Raw genomic sequence first — 13,954 nt, forward strand, 5'->3', positions numbered from 1 at the left:
GCTTCACGCTACGCCACGATCGGCTCGCGCGTGTGCGTGCCATTCACGAGCCGATCGATGCCGAGCGGGTTGGCATTCCGCAGCGCCGCCGGCAGCAGCGCGTCGTCCATGTTCTGGAAGCAGACGGGCCGCAGGAAGCGGTCGATGGCCAGCGTACCCACCGAGGTGCCGCGCGCGTCGGACGTTGCTGGATACGGACCGCCATGCACCATGGCATCGCACACCTCGACGCCGGTTGGATAGCCATTGACCAGCAGCCGTCCCGCCTTGTGCTCCAGCGCCGCCACCAGTGGCGCGGCGTCCGCCAGGTCTTCGGGGTCCGCGATCAGGGTTGCCGTCAACTGCCCCTGCAGCGCGTCGATGGCGCGCTGCAGGGCGGCGGCATCGTCCAGCACCACCAGGACCGTGCAAGGCCCGAACACTTCCTGCTGCAAGCGGCCATCGGGCTGGAACAGCAGCTCGGCGTCGGCCTGCCACAGTTCGGCGGACGCCTGGCCGGGATGCGCTGGAGCGGCGGCCAGCAAGGCCATGCCCGGCGTATCGGCAAACTTCCGCACCCCGTCGACGTAGTGATGCCACCCCGCGGCATTGAGCATCGTCTGCGCGGGCTCGGCGGCGATGGCTGTCTTGAAATGCGCGACAAACGCGTCGAGCGCGGCCGAGCGGATGCCCAGGACCAGGCCCGGGTTCGTGCAGAACTGCCCTGCCCCCAGCGTGACCGACGCGGTCAGCTCGGCCGCGATGGCTGCGCCCCGGCGCTCCAGCGCCTGGGGCATCAGGATCAGCGGATTGACGCTGCTCATCTCGGCAAATACGGGAATCGGATGCGGACGGGCCGCGGCCATATCGCAAAGCGCGCGGCCGCCACGCAGCGAACCCGTGAAGCCGACGGCGCGGATCTCTGGATGCTTGACCAGATGCTCGCCAATGCGGTCGCCGAAGATCAGGTTGAAGACGCCGCGCGGCATCTCCGTGGCCTCTGCCGCGCGCACCACAACGTCGGCGATCACCGACGCCGTCGCCATGTGCCCCATATGGGCCTTGAACACCACCGGGCAGCCAGCCGCCAGCGCCGACGCGGTATCGCCACCGGCCGTGGAGAACGCGAGCGGGAAATTGCTGGCGCCGAACACGGCCACCGGCCCGACGCCGATGCGGTACTGCCGCAAGTCGACGCGCGGTAGCGGCGTGCGCTGCGGCATGGCAAGGTCGATGCGCGCGCCCAGAAAATCGCCGCGCCGCAGCACGGTTGCGAACTGCCGCAACTGGTTGCTCGTGCGTGCGCGCTCCCCTGCGATGCGCCCGGCTGACAGCGCGGTTTCCTGGCAAACCAGTTCGATGAACGCATTGTCGAGCGCGTCGATGCCGTCAGCCACGGCGTCCAGGAAGCGGGCCCGCTGGGCCGGCGCCAGCGAACGAAACGCGGGATAGGCCGCCGCTGCAGCGCGCGCAGCCGCGTCCACTTCGCCGGGCGTGGCCTCGTGGAACGCACCGGGCAGGCGCTCGCCCGTGCTGGCATTCACGCTGTACAGCAAGGTAGAACCGGCGGCACTGCGTGCGCCGCCAATGTATTGTTGACCGGTAACTTGCAACGACATCGAGTCTCCTGGAGATGGACGCGGTGTGGCCGCGCGTGTCGGGGGACTCTATGCGGCGGCGCCGGCGGGCGCCAATGAAAAGGGCTGATTTGCCGATAAGCGGCGGTTATCCGGGCGCCGTGCCGGGATGGGTCGAAGGCGCTATAGTGTCGACTTTTGCACGCTCCGCCATGCGCCCCACGGCACTCCCCTCGCTCGCCACCATTGCGTCAAGACTGCGCCTGAAGCAACTGCGCCTGCTGATCGCGCTGGACAATCACGGCTCGCTGCACAAGGCCGCGGACGAGATCGCCATCTCGCAGCCGGGCGCCACCAAGGCGCTGCGCGAGATCGAGGACATCCTGGGCATGTCGCTGTTCGAACGCCAGCCCAAGGGGCTGGTGGCCAACGAACTCGGCCAGTGCGTCACGCGTTATGCGCGCCTGATCTACAGCGATCTTGAACACCTTCATGCCGAGATTACGGCCATCGCGCAAGGCCATGGCGGCCATCTCGCGGTGGGCGTCATCATGGGCGCGATCCCGCTGCTGACCCGCGCGCTGACCGCCTTGCGCGAACAGCAGCCGCACCTGTCGGTCGAGATCATCGAGAACACCAGCGCCGCGCTGCTGCCGCTGCTGGACGAAGGCCGCATCGATGTGGCCCTGTGCCGCTGCGGCGTCAGCCGCAGGCCGGGTGCCTACGACTGCATGGCGCTGGAAATGGAACCGCTCGCGGTCGTGGCCGCGCGCTCGCACCGGCTGGCGGGCGCCTCGGCGCTGACGCTGGCGGACCTGGCCGGCCTGCCGTGGATGGCGTACCCGGTCAACACGCCAATGCGCCGCACGCTCGAACGCGAGCTGGGCGACGCGGGCATCGACGTGCCCCGCTATCCGCTGGAAACCGCATCGGCCTTTGCAACGCTAACGATGCTGCAGGACACGCCCGACCTGGTGGCCGTGGTACCACGCGCCGTGGCGGAATTCGGCGAGCGGTTCGGCATGCTGGTGCAGTTGCCCGTGCCGATGCGCGCACTGGACGACCCCTATGGCGTGATCACCCGATCCGGCGCGCACCTGTCGCCGGCCGCGCGCCTGCTGATCGCGTCGCTGCAGGCGCATTGCGTCGAACCGCTGCCGGACGGCAGCGAGAACGACGGCGAGAACGACAGCGAGGACGGCTCAGCGGATCGGTGAGAAGTCCGCCGGACGCAGCAGCTTGGACTCCATCTTGACCAGCATCGGAAAGGCCACCGGCACGAATTTCTCGAGCCAGTCGCGGTCCTCGTAGAGCGCATTACGGCGGGCGATCCGGTCGTCCAGGCTTTCATAGGCCCAGATGTGCACCACCTGGTTCAACTCGCCAATCTCGGTGTACCACCAGCCCACCAGCTTGGCGTAGCGGGAGATCACGGGCAGCCCCTCCTGCTCGAAGTGCCGCAGGTATTCCTTCATCTTGCCGATCTGGACCGTATAGGTCCGCATTTCGTAGTACATGTGTTTCTCTGGGTATTGGGTTACGCGAACGGATTACGCAAAAGGGTTACGCAAACGCCTCGATATCGCCGCGATGCGCGGCAACGATGATCCGCTCGATGTCGGCCGCGCTGGTCAGGCGCGGATTCACCAGCACGTTGCCGCTGCGCATCGAGTCCTTCACCATCTGCGGCAGGTGGGCCAGGTCCACGCCAAGCTCGCGGATCGTTGACGGGATGCCCAGCGCGCGGTTCAGGTCGCGGATCAAGGTCACCACGCGCCCGGCCGCTTCCAGGTCCGTCAGGCCCGACACCTCGCTACCCAGCGCCTGCGCGATTTCGCGGAAGCGCTCGGGGCTGGCTGGCACGTTGAACGCCACCACATAGGGCAGCAACGCGGCATTGGCGATGCCGTGCGCGACGTCGAACACGCCACCCATCGTGTGGGAAATCGCGTGGACGTTCCCGAGCTTCGATTGCGAGAACGCCACCCCCGCCAGGAACGATCCCATCAGCATGTCCGCCCGCGCCTGCAGGTCCGCGCCGGCATAGAACGCCTTGCGCAAGCTGCCGCCGATCATGCGGATCGCATGCAGCGCCAGGGCCTGGCTGATCGGGTTGGCCTGCTTCGATACGTAGGACTCGATCGCGTGGGTCAGCGCGTCCATGCCGGTGGCGGCGGTGATCGCGGGCGGCAGGCGCAGCGTCAGCTCCGGATCGAGGATGGCCACCTTCGGGAACAGCTTCGGGCTGATGATGACGGTCTTGAACAGCGTTTCCTTGTTGGTGAACACCGTCGACGCCGTGCATTCGCTGCCGGTGCCGGACGTGGTGGGCACCGCCACGATCGGCAATGGTTCGTTCGGGATGCGGTCGTAGCCTTCGTAGTCGAGGACCGACCCCGGGTTCGTCGCCATTGCGGCCACGCCCTTGGCCGTGTCGATGCTGCTGCCGCCGCCCACGCCCGCCACGGCCGTGCAGCCGTGCTCCTTCAGGAATGCCACGGCCCGCTCCAGCACCGAGGTATCGGGGTTCGGCGCCACGCCGTCAAACGTCTCGTAGGCCACACCGGCGTCCCGCAGCGACTGGAAGAAGCCGTCGAGCACGCGGCTGCGCATCAGGCCCTCGTCGGTGACGACAAGCAGCTTGCCGCTGGCATGGGGGCGAATCAGTTCGCCGGCTTGGGCAGCCAGGCCGTTGCCGAACCTGAGCGTGGTGGGAAAGTGATAGAGGAAGGGATGCATGAGGGTTCCGTTTCGGTACGTTGTCTCCAGACCGCACGGTACAAAGCGCGACGCCCCCTGCCTAATGAAAAGGCGTGATGACCCGATAACGGCGGCGCATCGGGCTCGCCCGCCTGCCGTGCCCGGCGGCACCAGCCGTCACCAGCGGTTATCACGCGATCACAACGCGTCATTAGGCAACGCGGGGGCAGCGCTCCTACAGTGCCGGGGCGATTCGCTCGCCCCGACAACCACAACGACGAGACAGCCATGCCATCTCTGCACCCTTCCGCCACCTCCGCGCCCGTCGCAGCCGATGCGTCATCGCCGGCCGCCGCGATGCGCCCCACCAACGTGCGCTGGCGCATCTTCCTGATCATGCTGCTGCTCACGGCCATCAACTACATCGACCGCGCGTCGCTGTCGGTCGCCCTGCCGCTGATCGCGCCCGAATTCAACCTGACGCCCGCCATCGAGGGCCTGATGCTGAGCGCGTTCTTCTGGTCCTATGCGCTGATGCAGATTCCCGCCGGCCTGCTGCTCGACCGCTATCACACGCGGGGCATCATCGCCGCCGCCACCATCGCCTGGGGCGCGTTCCAGGCACTGGCCGCGGTCTCGCACAACTGGATCGTGCTGCTGCTCACGCGCATGGGCCTCGGGGTATCCGAGTCGCCGATCATGCCGTCTGGTGCCAAGCTGATCGGCTCGTGGCTGACGCCGCATGAGCGCGGGCGCGGCGCCGTGCTGGTCGATGGCGGCGCGCCGCTTGGCAGCGCCTTTGGCGCCATCATCATCGCCGGGCTGATCGCGTGGCTCGGCTCCTGGCGCATCGCCTTCGTGATCGCGGGCGTGGGCACCATGCTGGCCGGGCTGCTGGCCTGGCGCTATATCCGCAACCATCCGTCCGAGCATCCCGACGTCAACGCCGCGGAACTGGAGCACATCGTGCGCGGTAACGCCCCGGCCAGCGACGCAGCGGTGCACGCCGCGGTGCCGTTCCGCGAACTGATCCGCGACCGCTCGGTGCTGGCGATGTTTGCCGGCTACAGCTGCATCCTGGCGGTCTTCTACGGCCTGCTGACCTGGATGCCGAGCTACCTGCACAAGGCGCACGGTTTCAACATCACGGCCATGGGCGGCGCCACCTTCCTGATCTTCATGTCCGGCTTTGTCGGCGAACTGGTCGGCGGCTACCTGGGCGACAAATGGAAGGCATCGGGCGCGTCGCCGAACCTGGTCATGCGCACCATGTTCAGCGGCTCGTCGCTGGTGGCCGCCGGCTGCATCCTGGCCGCCGCGTATATCGCGGACTCCACCGTGGTGGTGGCCCTGCTGTGCGTGGCGCTGTTCTTCATCCGCTTCTGTGGCATGTACTGGAGCCTGCCGGCCGTGATCGGCGGCCCGGATCGCACCGGGGTGCTGGCCGGGACCATGAACTTCTGCGGCAACATGGCCGGCGTGGTGGTGCCGGTGCTGATCGGCGTGATCGTGCAGTGGTCCGGATCCTACTTCCTGGCACTGCTGTTCTTCGTCGCCATGGCCGTGGGGATTGCCGTGTTCTCCAGCCTGATCGACTACCGCCCGCGCTCGCAGGCTGCCTCGGGCCACTAAGCCCATCCCGCCCGTTCTGCCCGTCCGGCCCGGCCGGGCCTGGACACCCCGGCGCCGGCAGTGCCCGGCCCGGCACACGCGCCGGCCGACGCGGGAAGGCACCTATGGCCGGCCACCCGGCGCCAGTGCTATGTTGTGCATCCAGCCCGGCCGGATCCCGTGACAGGCGCCATGTGACGGCGGGCAAGACGCAGCGGTGTTGCGACCCGACACGAACGCGAGACCATGTCCAGATCGATCCCTCCCCTGAATCCGCTCCGGGCGTTCGAGGTGGCCGCGCGGCACCTCAGCTTCACCCGGGCCGCCGAGGAACTGTTTGTCACGCCCTCGGCGGTCAGCCACCAGGTCAAGACGCTCGAAGAGAACCTGGGCGTGCAACTGTTCATCCGCGAGGCCAAGGCGCTGGTGCTGACGCCGGCCGGCACCGCCTACCTTCCGGCCGTGCAGCTCGCCTTCAAGCAACTGGCCGACGCCACGCATCGCCTGCACAGCAAGGACCGCCCCGCACTGAAAGTCAACATGCCGCCGACGTTCGCGGTCAAATGGCTGATTCCGCGCATGGACCGCTTCATGCAGGCCCATCCCGAGATCGACCTCAAGGTTTCCACCTCGAACCATCGCATCGACTTCGAGCGCGACGACTTCGACCTGGCCATCCGCTACGGCCGGGGCGACTATCCCGGCCTGTATTCGAGGCTGTGCCTGCCGGTCGAGGTGATCCCGGTCTGCAGCCCCACGCTGCTGCAGGGCGCCGCGCCGCTGAACCAGCCGTCCGACCTGCAGCACCACACGCTGCTGCACGACGACAGTACCTACACCGATGTGAGCAACCCCGACTGGGCGATGTGGCTCGAACATGCTGGCGTCACCAATGTCGACGCCAGCCGTGGCCCGTCGTTCTGGCCGAGCCACCTGGTCATCAACGCCGCCATCAGCGGGCTGGGCGTGGCGCTTGTCAAGAAGAACTGGATCGAGCAGGACCTTGAGGAAGGCCGGCTGGTCAGGCTGTTCGAGTCGATCCGGCTGCCGGTGGAGTTCTCGTACTTCATCGTCTTTCCGCGCGAACGGCTGGACGATCCGCGCATCCGCAGCTTCGCCGACTGGATCTGCGGCGAAACCGCGGCGCTGCGGCAACCGGCGGGGCCGGTCAGCGAACTGCCGGTGCGGCTGTAGCGGCCGAAGCTGCGGCCTCGGCCTTCTTGCGCACGCGCGACTTGAGCCGCTCCACGTCGACCACGAAGCGGCGATGGATGCCGGTGCACACGGTCTCCACGGCGTCGTGGGCGGCCACGTTGAAGGTCACGCTGCGGCCGTCCACGGCCGCCACCTCCACCTCGATCCGCACTTCCCCGCCCAGCGGCGTCGCCCCTGCATGGGCGACCGATACCTCGGTGCCCACCGAGCTCTGCCCCGGTGTCACGTGATCCTGCAGGAAGTCCAGGCAGGTCTGCTCGATGTCGCGCACCAGTTCCGGTGTCGCATAAATGCGCAGGTCCTCGCCCAGGAAGTCGATCGTGCGCGCACGGTCGACTTCCAGCTTGCGGATGCACCGTGCACCCACCTTGATGTCGTTTTCCATGAATGTTTGTCCGTTCAATCGGGCAGCCGGTAGATGCGCGCGGCGTTGTCATGCAACAGCGCGCACTGCTGCGCCTGGGGATAGATCGAAATGGCGGCGATGAAGCCCGCCAGGATGGTGGCGTACGGCGCCACGAGGCTGTCCACCGGATAGTTGCTGGCGAACATGCAGCGATCCGCGCCGACGATGGCAATGGCGTCGCGGATCACCGGCACGTTGTCGGCCTCGGTCCAGGGCCGACCGGGCAGACCCAGCCCCGAGACCTTCACCGCGACGTTGGGCTCGCGCGCCAACCGTTCCATGGCGCGGCGCCAGCCGTCCAGCCCGGCCGCGCTGCGGTCCGCCGGCAGCCCGGTGTGGTTCAGCACAAGCTGGGTCTGCGGAAAATCGCGCGCCAGGTCGGCCGCCTGGTCCAGATGCCACCACGGCGCCTGCAGGTCAAACGACATGCCGTGGCGGCCCAGCAGCGCATAGCCGCGCCGCCACCGCTCGTCGTCCATCGAACCCGGCTGGCCACGGCGCGCGTCCTCGCGCCGCGCCGCCGTGGCCGGCTTGTTGCGGATGCCGCGCATCCGGCCATACGCCGCATGGCCCGCCAACACGGCTTCCACGTCGCCACGGTCAAGCTGAGCATGCCCGACGATGACCGTGGGCCGGCCATGGGCCTCGGCCAGCGCGTCGATCCAGGCGGTCTCGTCGACCGGATTTTCGCGCGCCCATTCCGCCTCGATATGCACGGTCTTCACGGGCGCACATTCCGCCGTATCGCGCGCATAGTCGGCGGGCAGGTAGTTGCGCCGCAACGCGCTGTAGTCGCCATACCGGAAGTTGGGCACCGTCTCGCCCTGCAGCCAGGGATACGGATGGCGCGCCAGATCCCAGAAGTGCTGGTGGGCGTCGATGAACGGCGCGGCGCTTTCGGCGGAAGCGTTCATCTTGCGTTCTGCTGGGCGGCGATGCGTTGCGCCAGCGGCCGGAACTGCACCGCCTCCCGTGCCATCTCGGCCTGCAGCGTCGCGTCGTCGGCGTAGGTGTCGGTGCTGAAATGCAGCTTCTCCAGCGTCTGGCGCATGATGGGCTCCTGGACCGATTTGGCGATCGCCGTCTTCAGCACGGCAATCACTTCGGGCGGCGTGCCCTTGGGCGCCGAGATGCCGCGCCAGATGCCCATCGACAGGTCGATATTGCGTTCCTTCAGCGTCGGCACGTTCTCGAAGCCGGCCACGCGGCGATCCGCCATGACCGCCAGCACCTTGAGCTTGCCCGCCTCCACATGGGTGGCCACCTCGGCCGTGCTCACGGTGACCGCGTCGATATGGCCGCCCAGCAGCGCCAGCGTGGCCGGTGCGCCGCCGGCATACGGAATGTCATTGAACCGCGCACCGGTCTTCTCGGCCAGCGCCGCCGAAGCCATGTGCCACGCCGAGCCCTGCCCGGCCGTGCCAACCCGGATATTGGCGCCGGGCTTGCGGGCATCGGCCAGGAACTGCTCCAGCGTGGCCCACGGCGCATCGGCGCGCACCACCACGGCAGCCGGGTCGGCGTTCAGGCGGGCGATGGGCACCAGGTCCTGATAGGTAAACTTGGCCAACCCCAGCGCGTTCAGGAACGTCAGCTCGCTGGACGACAGCACGAGCTTGTAGCCGTCCGGCTTGGCATGGACCACCTCGCCCAAGCCCACCGCGCCCGTGGCGCCGGGCTTGTTCATGACGACGAGCGGTTGCGGCAGGTGCTTGGCGGCCGCTGCCGCCAGCGCGCGGGCCACCACATCGGCACCGCCGCCGGCCTGCCATGGCACGATCAGTTCGATGCGGCGGCTTGGATAGGTTTCCGCGAACGCGGGCAGATTGCAGCCCAGCGCGGCCAGCGCCAGGGCGCCGAGCACGAGGTGCCGGCGTGAAGTGTGTACGGGTGTCATCCCTGTCTCCTGATGGATTTTGTGGTCCCGGCGGGTCTGGGCCCGCTCGGTATTCAAGCTGTCTTGCGCGCCGGCGGCTGCACCGCGTCCTGCGCGCCAAAGGCGCCCTGCTCGCGCAGCCGCGCCACGGCGGCGGCATCGATGCCGAACTCGGCCAGCACCTCGTCGGTATGCTGCCCCAGCAGTGGCGCCGGATAGCGCACCTGCTGCGGCGTGCCCCAGAGCTTCACGGGAAAGCCTAGTGCCTTGGTCGCGCCCTCCACCGGGTGCTCGATGTCGAGCACCATGTTACGCGCCACGGCCTGCTCGCACACCAGCGCCTCGTCGTACGTGGCGATCGGCCCTGCCGGTACGCCCGCCGCCAGCAGCGCATCGACCCATTCGTCGGCGGGCCGGCGTGCGAACTCGGCCTCGATTTCGCTTATCAAGACGTCACGGTGCCGGATGCGGGCCGCGTTGTCGACAAAACGCGGATCGTCCACCAGCTCGGGACGCCCGATCACCTCGCACAGCGCCTTCCACAGCTTCGGATTCGCAGCCCCGATCACGAAATGGCGGTCGGCGGCGCGCACGGCCTGGTACGGCGCGCTCATGCGATTGGCGCTGCCGATCGGCACCGGCACGGCGCCGGTGCCCCAGTATTCGGCCGACTCCCAGACCGAAAGCCCCAACGCGGTCTCGAACAGCGACGCGTCGACGTACTGCCCCTGCCCGGACTGCGCACGGCCCATCAGCGCGCTGAGGATGCCGTAGGCCGTGAACAGGCCGGCCCCAAGGTCGGCAATCGGCACGCTGGACTTCACCGGCGGCGCGTCGGGATGGCCCATGACGCTCATCACGCCCGACATCGCCTGCGCGATCAGGTCCAGGCCGGGACGGCCCGACCACGGGCCCGTCTGCCCGAACCCCGAGATGCTGGCGTAGACCAAGCGCGGATTGATCGCGCTAAGCGTGGCATGGTCGATCTTGAGCCGCGCCGCCACGCCAGGCCGGTTGTTCTCGACCAGCACGTCGGCGCCCCGCACCAGTTCGTAGAACGCTTCCAGGCCGGCGGGGTTCTTGAGGTCGATCTCGACGCTGCGCTTGTTGCGGTTCAGCGCCAGAAAGCCGCCGCTGTCATCGCCCTTGAGCCGGAAGCCCATGGCCTTGCGGGTCTGGTCGCCCACGCCCGGCGTTTCCACCTTGATGACGTCGGCGCCCATGTCACCCAGCAACATGCAGCAAAACGGACCGGCCATGATCTGGCTGACGTCCAGGACCTTGATGTTCGATAACGGCAAATTCATGAAATGCACCTTGCGGATGGATGTAAGACGGAATAGCTGAGCGGGCGGCGCCTAGCGCCCCACGAACTGCGGGCGCGACTTCGACACGAACGCGTCAAAGCCGATGCGGAAATCCTCGGTGTCGAAGCATGCGTAGGCCTCGTCCTCCTCGTCGGCACGCAGCGGCGCCGATTCCTGCAGCCGGCGCGCAAACCGCTTGTGCCAGCGCGCCACCAGCGGTGCGCCCTGGGCGATGCGCCGGGCCGTGGCGTAGGCTTCCTCGGGTACGTCGGCGTCGGCCACCACACGGTTGACCAGGCGCATCTCGCGCGCCTCGGCGGCACCGAACACGCGGCCTTCCAGCACGATCTCCAGGGCGGCGGCCGGGCCCGCCAGCGCCATCAGGCCGCCCAGCTCGCCATACGACATGACCAGTCCCAGCCGGTTGACCGGCACGCCAAAGCGGCTCGACTGGCCGCAGATCCGCATGTCGCACATCGACGCGATCTCCAGGCCGCCGCCCACGCATGCGCCTTGGATCAGCGCCAGCGTGGGATGCCGGCAATCGGCAATGGCACGCATCGTGGCGTGGGTGATCTGGCCATAGTCACGCGCCTGCGCCGCGGTAAAGCGCCGCGTGCGGAATTCCTCGATATCGGCGCCGGCGGCGAACGCCTTGTCCCCGGCGCCACGCAGGACGACGCAGCGCACGGCGTCGTCAGCCGACAGCGTGGTCATGGCATCGGTCAGGCCCTGCCACATCGACAGGTCCAGCGCGTTGAGCTTCTCGGGGTTGTTCAGCGTGACGGTGGCGATCTGGCCATCGCGTTCGATCAGGATCGGCTGTCTCATGGTTTCTCGTTGGTGTGAGGGTGTGCAGCAAGCCGTGGCCGGCGTGCTGGCTTGCAGTCTAGGGGCGCCGCCGCGCGCGGCAAAACGAGAAAAACTCGACCGGCTTTCAAGAAAATCTAGGCCCATGGCGTTGTGAGTTTTTCTTGGAGCCGCTTCAAGTAAATCCACGTTGTCCGCACCCGGCCTTGTTCCTAGACTTCGACACCATTCCAGCCCCAATTCGACAACCCGGATTGCCGCACCGCAGCACGGTCGCGAGCAACCATCAGGAGACGCCATGCCGCTGATTCAGTACATCACCCAGATCCAGATCGACTTTGGCGCCATCAAGCTGCTTCCGCAGGAATGCGAGCGCATCGGCATCACGCGGCCCCTGGTGGTCACCGATGCAGGCGTCAAGGCGGCTGGGATCGCCCAGTGCGTGCTGGAACAGCTTGCCCCGGGCATGGAAGCCGTGATCTACGACGGCACGCCGTCGAACCCGACCGAGCGGGCCATGCGCGAGGCCGTGGCGCTATATCGCGACTACCGCTGCGACGGCATCATCGCCATCGGCGGCGGCTCGCCCATCGACCTGGCCAAGGGCGTGGCCGTCTGCGCCACGCACGAAGGCCCGCTGCGCCAGTTCGCGGCCGTGGAAGGCGGTGTGGCCCGCATCACGGCCGCCACGGCGCCGGTCATCGCCATCCCCACCACGGCCGGCACCGGCAGCGAAGTGGGCCGGGGCGCCGTGCTGATCCTCGACGACGGCCGCAAGGTTGGCGTGCTGTCCCCGCACATCGTGCCGCGCGTGGCGATCTGCGACCCCGAGCTGACGCTGGGCCTGCCGCCCGGCCTGACCGCCGCCACCGGCATGGATGCCATCGCGCATTGCATGGAAACCTTCATGGCCCCGGCGTTCAATCCGCCGGCGGACGGCATTGCGCTCGACGGCCTGCGGCGCGGCTGGCAGCACATCGAACTGGCGCAGCGCGAGCCGCAGAACCGCGACGCGCGGCTGGCGATGATGAGCGCCTCCATGCAGGGCGCACTGGCCTTCCAGAAGGGACTGGGCTGCGTGCACAGCCTGAGCCATGCGCTGGGCGGCCTGATGCCGACCCTGCATCACGGCACGCTCAACGCCGTGTTGCTGCCTGCCGTGATCCGCTTCAACGCGCAGGCACCCTCGGTGCGCGACGAAGACCGCCTGGCGCGAATGGCCCAGGCGATGGGCCTGGGCAGTGGCGATGACGTCGGGGCGGCCATCGTGGAAAAGAACCAGCGCCTTGGCCTGCCCACCGGACTGGCGCAGATGGGCGTGGACCCGGCGCTGTTCCCGCGCGTGATTGCCTATGCGATGGCCGACCACTGCCACAAGACCAACCCGCGCATCGCCAGCGAAAGCGACTACATGGAAATGCTGACGGCATCGCTCTGACGCCGGCCGCCGGCCGCGCCACACAGCACCACATCGACAAAAAGAAACAGGAGACCGCCATGCAACGTCGTACCTTTATCGGCGCGGGCGCCGCGCTGTTGGCCACCCCCTTGGCCACGCCGTGGGTCCACGCCCAGGCGCTTCCGTCGGGACCGATCCGCATCATCGTCGGCTTTCCGCCCGGCGGCGGCACCGACGTGATGGCGCGGGTGCTGGCCGAGAAGCTGTCCGCGCTATGGCGCACCTCCGTGATCGTCGAGAACCGCCCCGGCGCGGCCGGCGTGGTGGCGGCCGAGTACACCGTGCGCCAACCCGCCGACGGCACCACGCTGCTGATGACCAACATCAGCAACCATGCGATCGCGCCGAGCCTCTATCCGAAGATCAGCTATTCGGTGGAAAAGGACTTCACGCCGCTGATGCTGGTCGGGGTCACGCCCAACCTGCTGATCTGCCGCGCCGGCGGGCCCGCCCGCACGGTGCAGGACGTGGTGGCGCTGTGCCGCAGCCAGCCGGGCAAGATCACGTTCGGATCCTCCGGCACCGGCGCCGCGCAGCACCTGGCCCTGGAGATGTTCAAGCTGCGTGCCGGCGTGGACGCGCTGCACGTGCCCTATCGCGGCTCGGCGCCGATGCTGACCGACCTGGTCGGCGGGCAGATCGACTTCAGCTTCGAGACCATGACGTCGGCCACGCCGCAGATCCGAGGCGGCAAGGCCGTGGCCATCGCCCAGACGCGCCTGCACCGCGCGGCCAGCTTTCCCGACGTGCCCACCCTGGCCGAGTCCGGATTCCCGGGTTTTGACGCAGGCACGTGGTACGGGCTGGTAGGCCCGGCACGGATGCCCGCGGCGCTGGTGGCCAGGATGAACACCGATATGAACCGCGTGATGGCGATGCCCGACGTCGCCCAGCGGCTGGCCGGCTTCGGCGCCGAGGACGGCGGTGGCAGTGCGGCCCACTTCGGCGAGTTCATCAACGCCGAATGCGTCAAATGGGCACGCATCGTCAAGGAAGCCAACGTAAAGGTATGAC

The 13,954-nt window shown here is 68.1% G+C and carries 13 protein-coding genes; 5 read left to right on the plus strand and 8 right to left on the minus strand.

All coding sequences use genetic code 11. The features are described from left to right. Positions 1-8: 8 nt before the first annotated feature. Positions 9-1,598, minus strand: a complete 1,590-nt coding sequence (locus MFF62_RS20555) for an aldehyde dehydrogenase (NADP(+)) (RefSeq protein ID WP_238264977.1) — start codon at positions 1,596-1,598, stop codon at positions 9-11. Between the two features lie 170 nt (positions 1,599-1,768). Here MFF62_RS20555 and MFF62_RS20560 point away from each other — a divergent pair, with 170 nt between their 5' ends. Continuing rightward, complete coding sequence (locus MFF62_RS20560; RefSeq protein WP_238265128.1) at positions 1,769-2,773, plus strand: LysR family transcriptional regulator; 1,005 nt, start codon at positions 1,769-1,771, stop codon at positions 2,771-2,773. On the opposite strand, the gene MFF62_RS20565 is transcribed toward MFF62_RS20560, so the two are convergent. Together MFF62_RS20565 and MFF62_RS20570 are read right to left on the minus strand one after the other, a co-directional pair. Next, entirely contained in the window at positions 2,759-3,073 is a 315-nt protein-coding gene (locus MFF62_RS20565) for an NIPSNAP family protein (protein ID WP_238264978.1), read from the minus strand. The genes MFF62_RS20560 and MFF62_RS20565 overlap by 15 nt on opposite strands. 46 nt (positions 3,074-3,119) lie before the next feature. After that, complete coding sequence (locus tag MFF62_RS20570; RefSeq protein ID WP_238264979.1) at positions 3,120-4,295, minus strand: iron-containing alcohol dehydrogenase; 1,176 nt, start codon at positions 4,293-4,295, stop codon at positions 3,120-3,122. Positions 4,296-4,544: 249 nt separating this feature from the next. On the opposite strand from MFF62_RS20570, the gene MFF62_RS20575 reads away from it, so the two are divergent. Next, positions 4,545-5,888: an MFS transporter gene (locus MFF62_RS20575; RefSeq protein ID WP_404990802.1), complete on the plus strand. Its 1,344-nt coding sequence runs from the start codon at positions 4,545-4,547 to the stop codon at positions 5,886-5,888. A 225-nt stretch (positions 5,889-6,113) separates the two neighbouring features. Further along, on the plus strand, positions 6,114-7,061 hold the full coding sequence (locus MFF62_RS20580) for a transcriptional regulator GcvA (protein ID WP_238264980.1): 948 nt from the start codon (positions 6,114-6,116) through the stop codon (positions 7,059-7,061). Here the strand turns inward: MFF62_RS20580 and MFF62_RS20585 are convergent. The 5 genes from MFF62_RS20585 to MFF62_RS20605 are packed head-to-tail and all read right to left on the minus strand — an operon-like array spanning position 7,036 to position 11,502. Continuing rightward, positions 7,036-7,467, minus strand: coding sequence for a thioesterase family protein (locus tag MFF62_RS20585; protein WP_238264981.1), 432 nt, complete (start codon positions 7,465-7,467; stop codon positions 7,036-7,038). The two genes, MFF62_RS20580 and MFF62_RS20585, sit on opposite strands and share 26 nt — an antisense overlap. Positions 7,468-7,481: 14 nt before the next feature. Beyond that, positions 7,482-8,402, minus strand: coding sequence for an amidohydrolase family protein (locus MFF62_RS20590; RefSeq protein WP_238264982.1), 921 nt, complete (start codon positions 8,400-8,402; stop codon positions 7,482-7,484). Next, entirely contained in the window at positions 8,399-9,385 is a 987-nt protein-coding gene (locus MFF62_RS20595) for a tripartite tricarboxylate transporter substrate binding protein (RefSeq protein ID WP_238264983.1), read from the minus strand. Before MFF62_RS20595 ends, MFF62_RS20590 begins: the two co-directional genes overlap by 4 nt. Before the next feature lie 53 nt (positions 9,386-9,438). Then, positions 9,439-10,671, minus strand: coding sequence for a CaiB/BaiF CoA transferase family protein (locus MFF62_RS20600; RefSeq protein ID WP_238264984.1), 1,233 nt, complete (start codon positions 10,669-10,671; stop codon positions 9,439-9,441). A 51-nt stretch (positions 10,672-10,722) separates the two neighbouring features. Continuing rightward, positions 10,723-11,502 carry an enoyl-CoA hydratase/isomerase family protein gene (locus MFF62_RS20605; RefSeq protein WP_238264985.1) on the minus strand — a complete coding sequence of 260 codons (780 nt, stop codon included), beginning with the start codon at positions 11,500-11,502 and terminating at the stop codon, positions 10,723-10,725. A gap of 277 nt (positions 11,503-11,779) precedes the next feature. Here MFF62_RS20605 and MFF62_RS20610 point away from each other — a divergent pair, with 277 nt between their 5' ends. Continuing rightward, positions 11,780-12,919 (plus strand): iron-containing alcohol dehydrogenase, encoded by a 1,140-nt coding sequence (locus MFF62_RS20610; protein ID WP_238264986.1) that lies wholly within the window; start codon positions 11,780-11,782, stop codon positions 12,917-12,919. A 59-nt stretch (positions 12,920-12,978) separates the two neighbouring features. Further along, positions 12,979-13,953 carry a Bug family tripartite tricarboxylate transporter substrate binding protein gene (locus MFF62_RS20615; RefSeq protein WP_238264987.1) on the plus strand — a complete coding sequence of 325 codons (975 nt, stop codon included), beginning with the start codon at positions 12,979-12,981 and terminating at the stop codon, positions 13,951-13,953. The last annotated feature ends 1 nt before the right edge of the window (position 13,954 follow it).

Source organism: Cupriavidus pauculus, assembly GCF_022179805.1.
In the GTDB taxonomy this organism is placed as follows: Bacteria; Pseudomonadota; Gammaproteobacteria; order Burkholderiales; family Burkholderiaceae; genus Cupriavidus; species Cupriavidus pauculus_E.

Excerpts from the sequence above, each read along its gene's own strand:
- MFF62_RS20555 (WP_238264977.1), bottom strand. The coding sequence starts at position 1,598 with ATGTCGTTGCAAGTTACCGGTCAACAATACATTGGCGGCGCACGCAGT.
- MFF62_RS20560 (WP_238265128.1), top strand. The coding sequence starts at position 1,769 with ATGCGCCCCACGGCACTCCCCTCGCTCGCCACCATTGCGTCAAGACTG.
- MFF62_RS20565 (WP_238264978.1), bottom strand. The coding sequence starts at position 3,073 with ATGTACTACGAAATGCGGACCTATACGGTCCAGATCGGCAAGATGAAG.
- MFF62_RS20570 (WP_238264979.1), bottom strand. The coding sequence starts at position 4,295 with ATGCATCCCTTCCTCTATCACTTTCCCACCACGCTCAGGTTCGGCAAC.
- MFF62_RS20575 (WP_404990802.1), top strand. The coding sequence starts at position 4,545 with ATGCCATCTCTGCACCCTTCCGCCACCTCCGCGCCCGTCGCAGCCGAT.
- MFF62_RS20580 (WP_238264980.1), top strand. The coding sequence starts at position 6,114 with ATGTCCAGATCGATCCCTCCCCTGAATCCGCTCCGGGCGTTCGAGGTG.
- MFF62_RS20585 (WP_238264981.1), bottom strand. The coding sequence starts at position 7,467 with ATGGAAAACGACATCAAGGTGGGTGCACGGTGCATCCGCAAGCTGGAA.
- MFF62_RS20590 (WP_238264982.1), bottom strand. The coding sequence starts at position 8,402 with ATGAACGCTTCCGCCGAAAGCGCCGCGCCGTTCATCGACGCCCACCAG.
- MFF62_RS20595 (WP_238264983.1), bottom strand. The coding sequence starts at position 9,385 with ATGACACCCGTACACACTTCACGCCGGCACCTCGTGCTCGGCGCCCTG.
- MFF62_RS20600 (WP_238264984.1), bottom strand. The coding sequence starts at position 10,671 with ATGAATTTGCCGTTATCGAACATCAAGGTCCTGGACGTCAGCCAGATC.
- MFF62_RS20605 (WP_238264985.1), bottom strand. The coding sequence starts at position 11,502 with ATGAGACAGCCGATCCTGATCGAACGCGATGGCCAGATCGCCACCGTC.
- MFF62_RS20610 (WP_238264986.1), top strand. The coding sequence starts at position 11,780 with ATGCCGCTGATTCAGTACATCACCCAGATCCAGATCGACTTTGGCGCC.
- MFF62_RS20615 (WP_238264987.1), top strand. The coding sequence starts at position 12,979 with ATGCAACGTCGTACCTTTATCGGCGCGGGCGCCGCGCTGTTGGCCACC.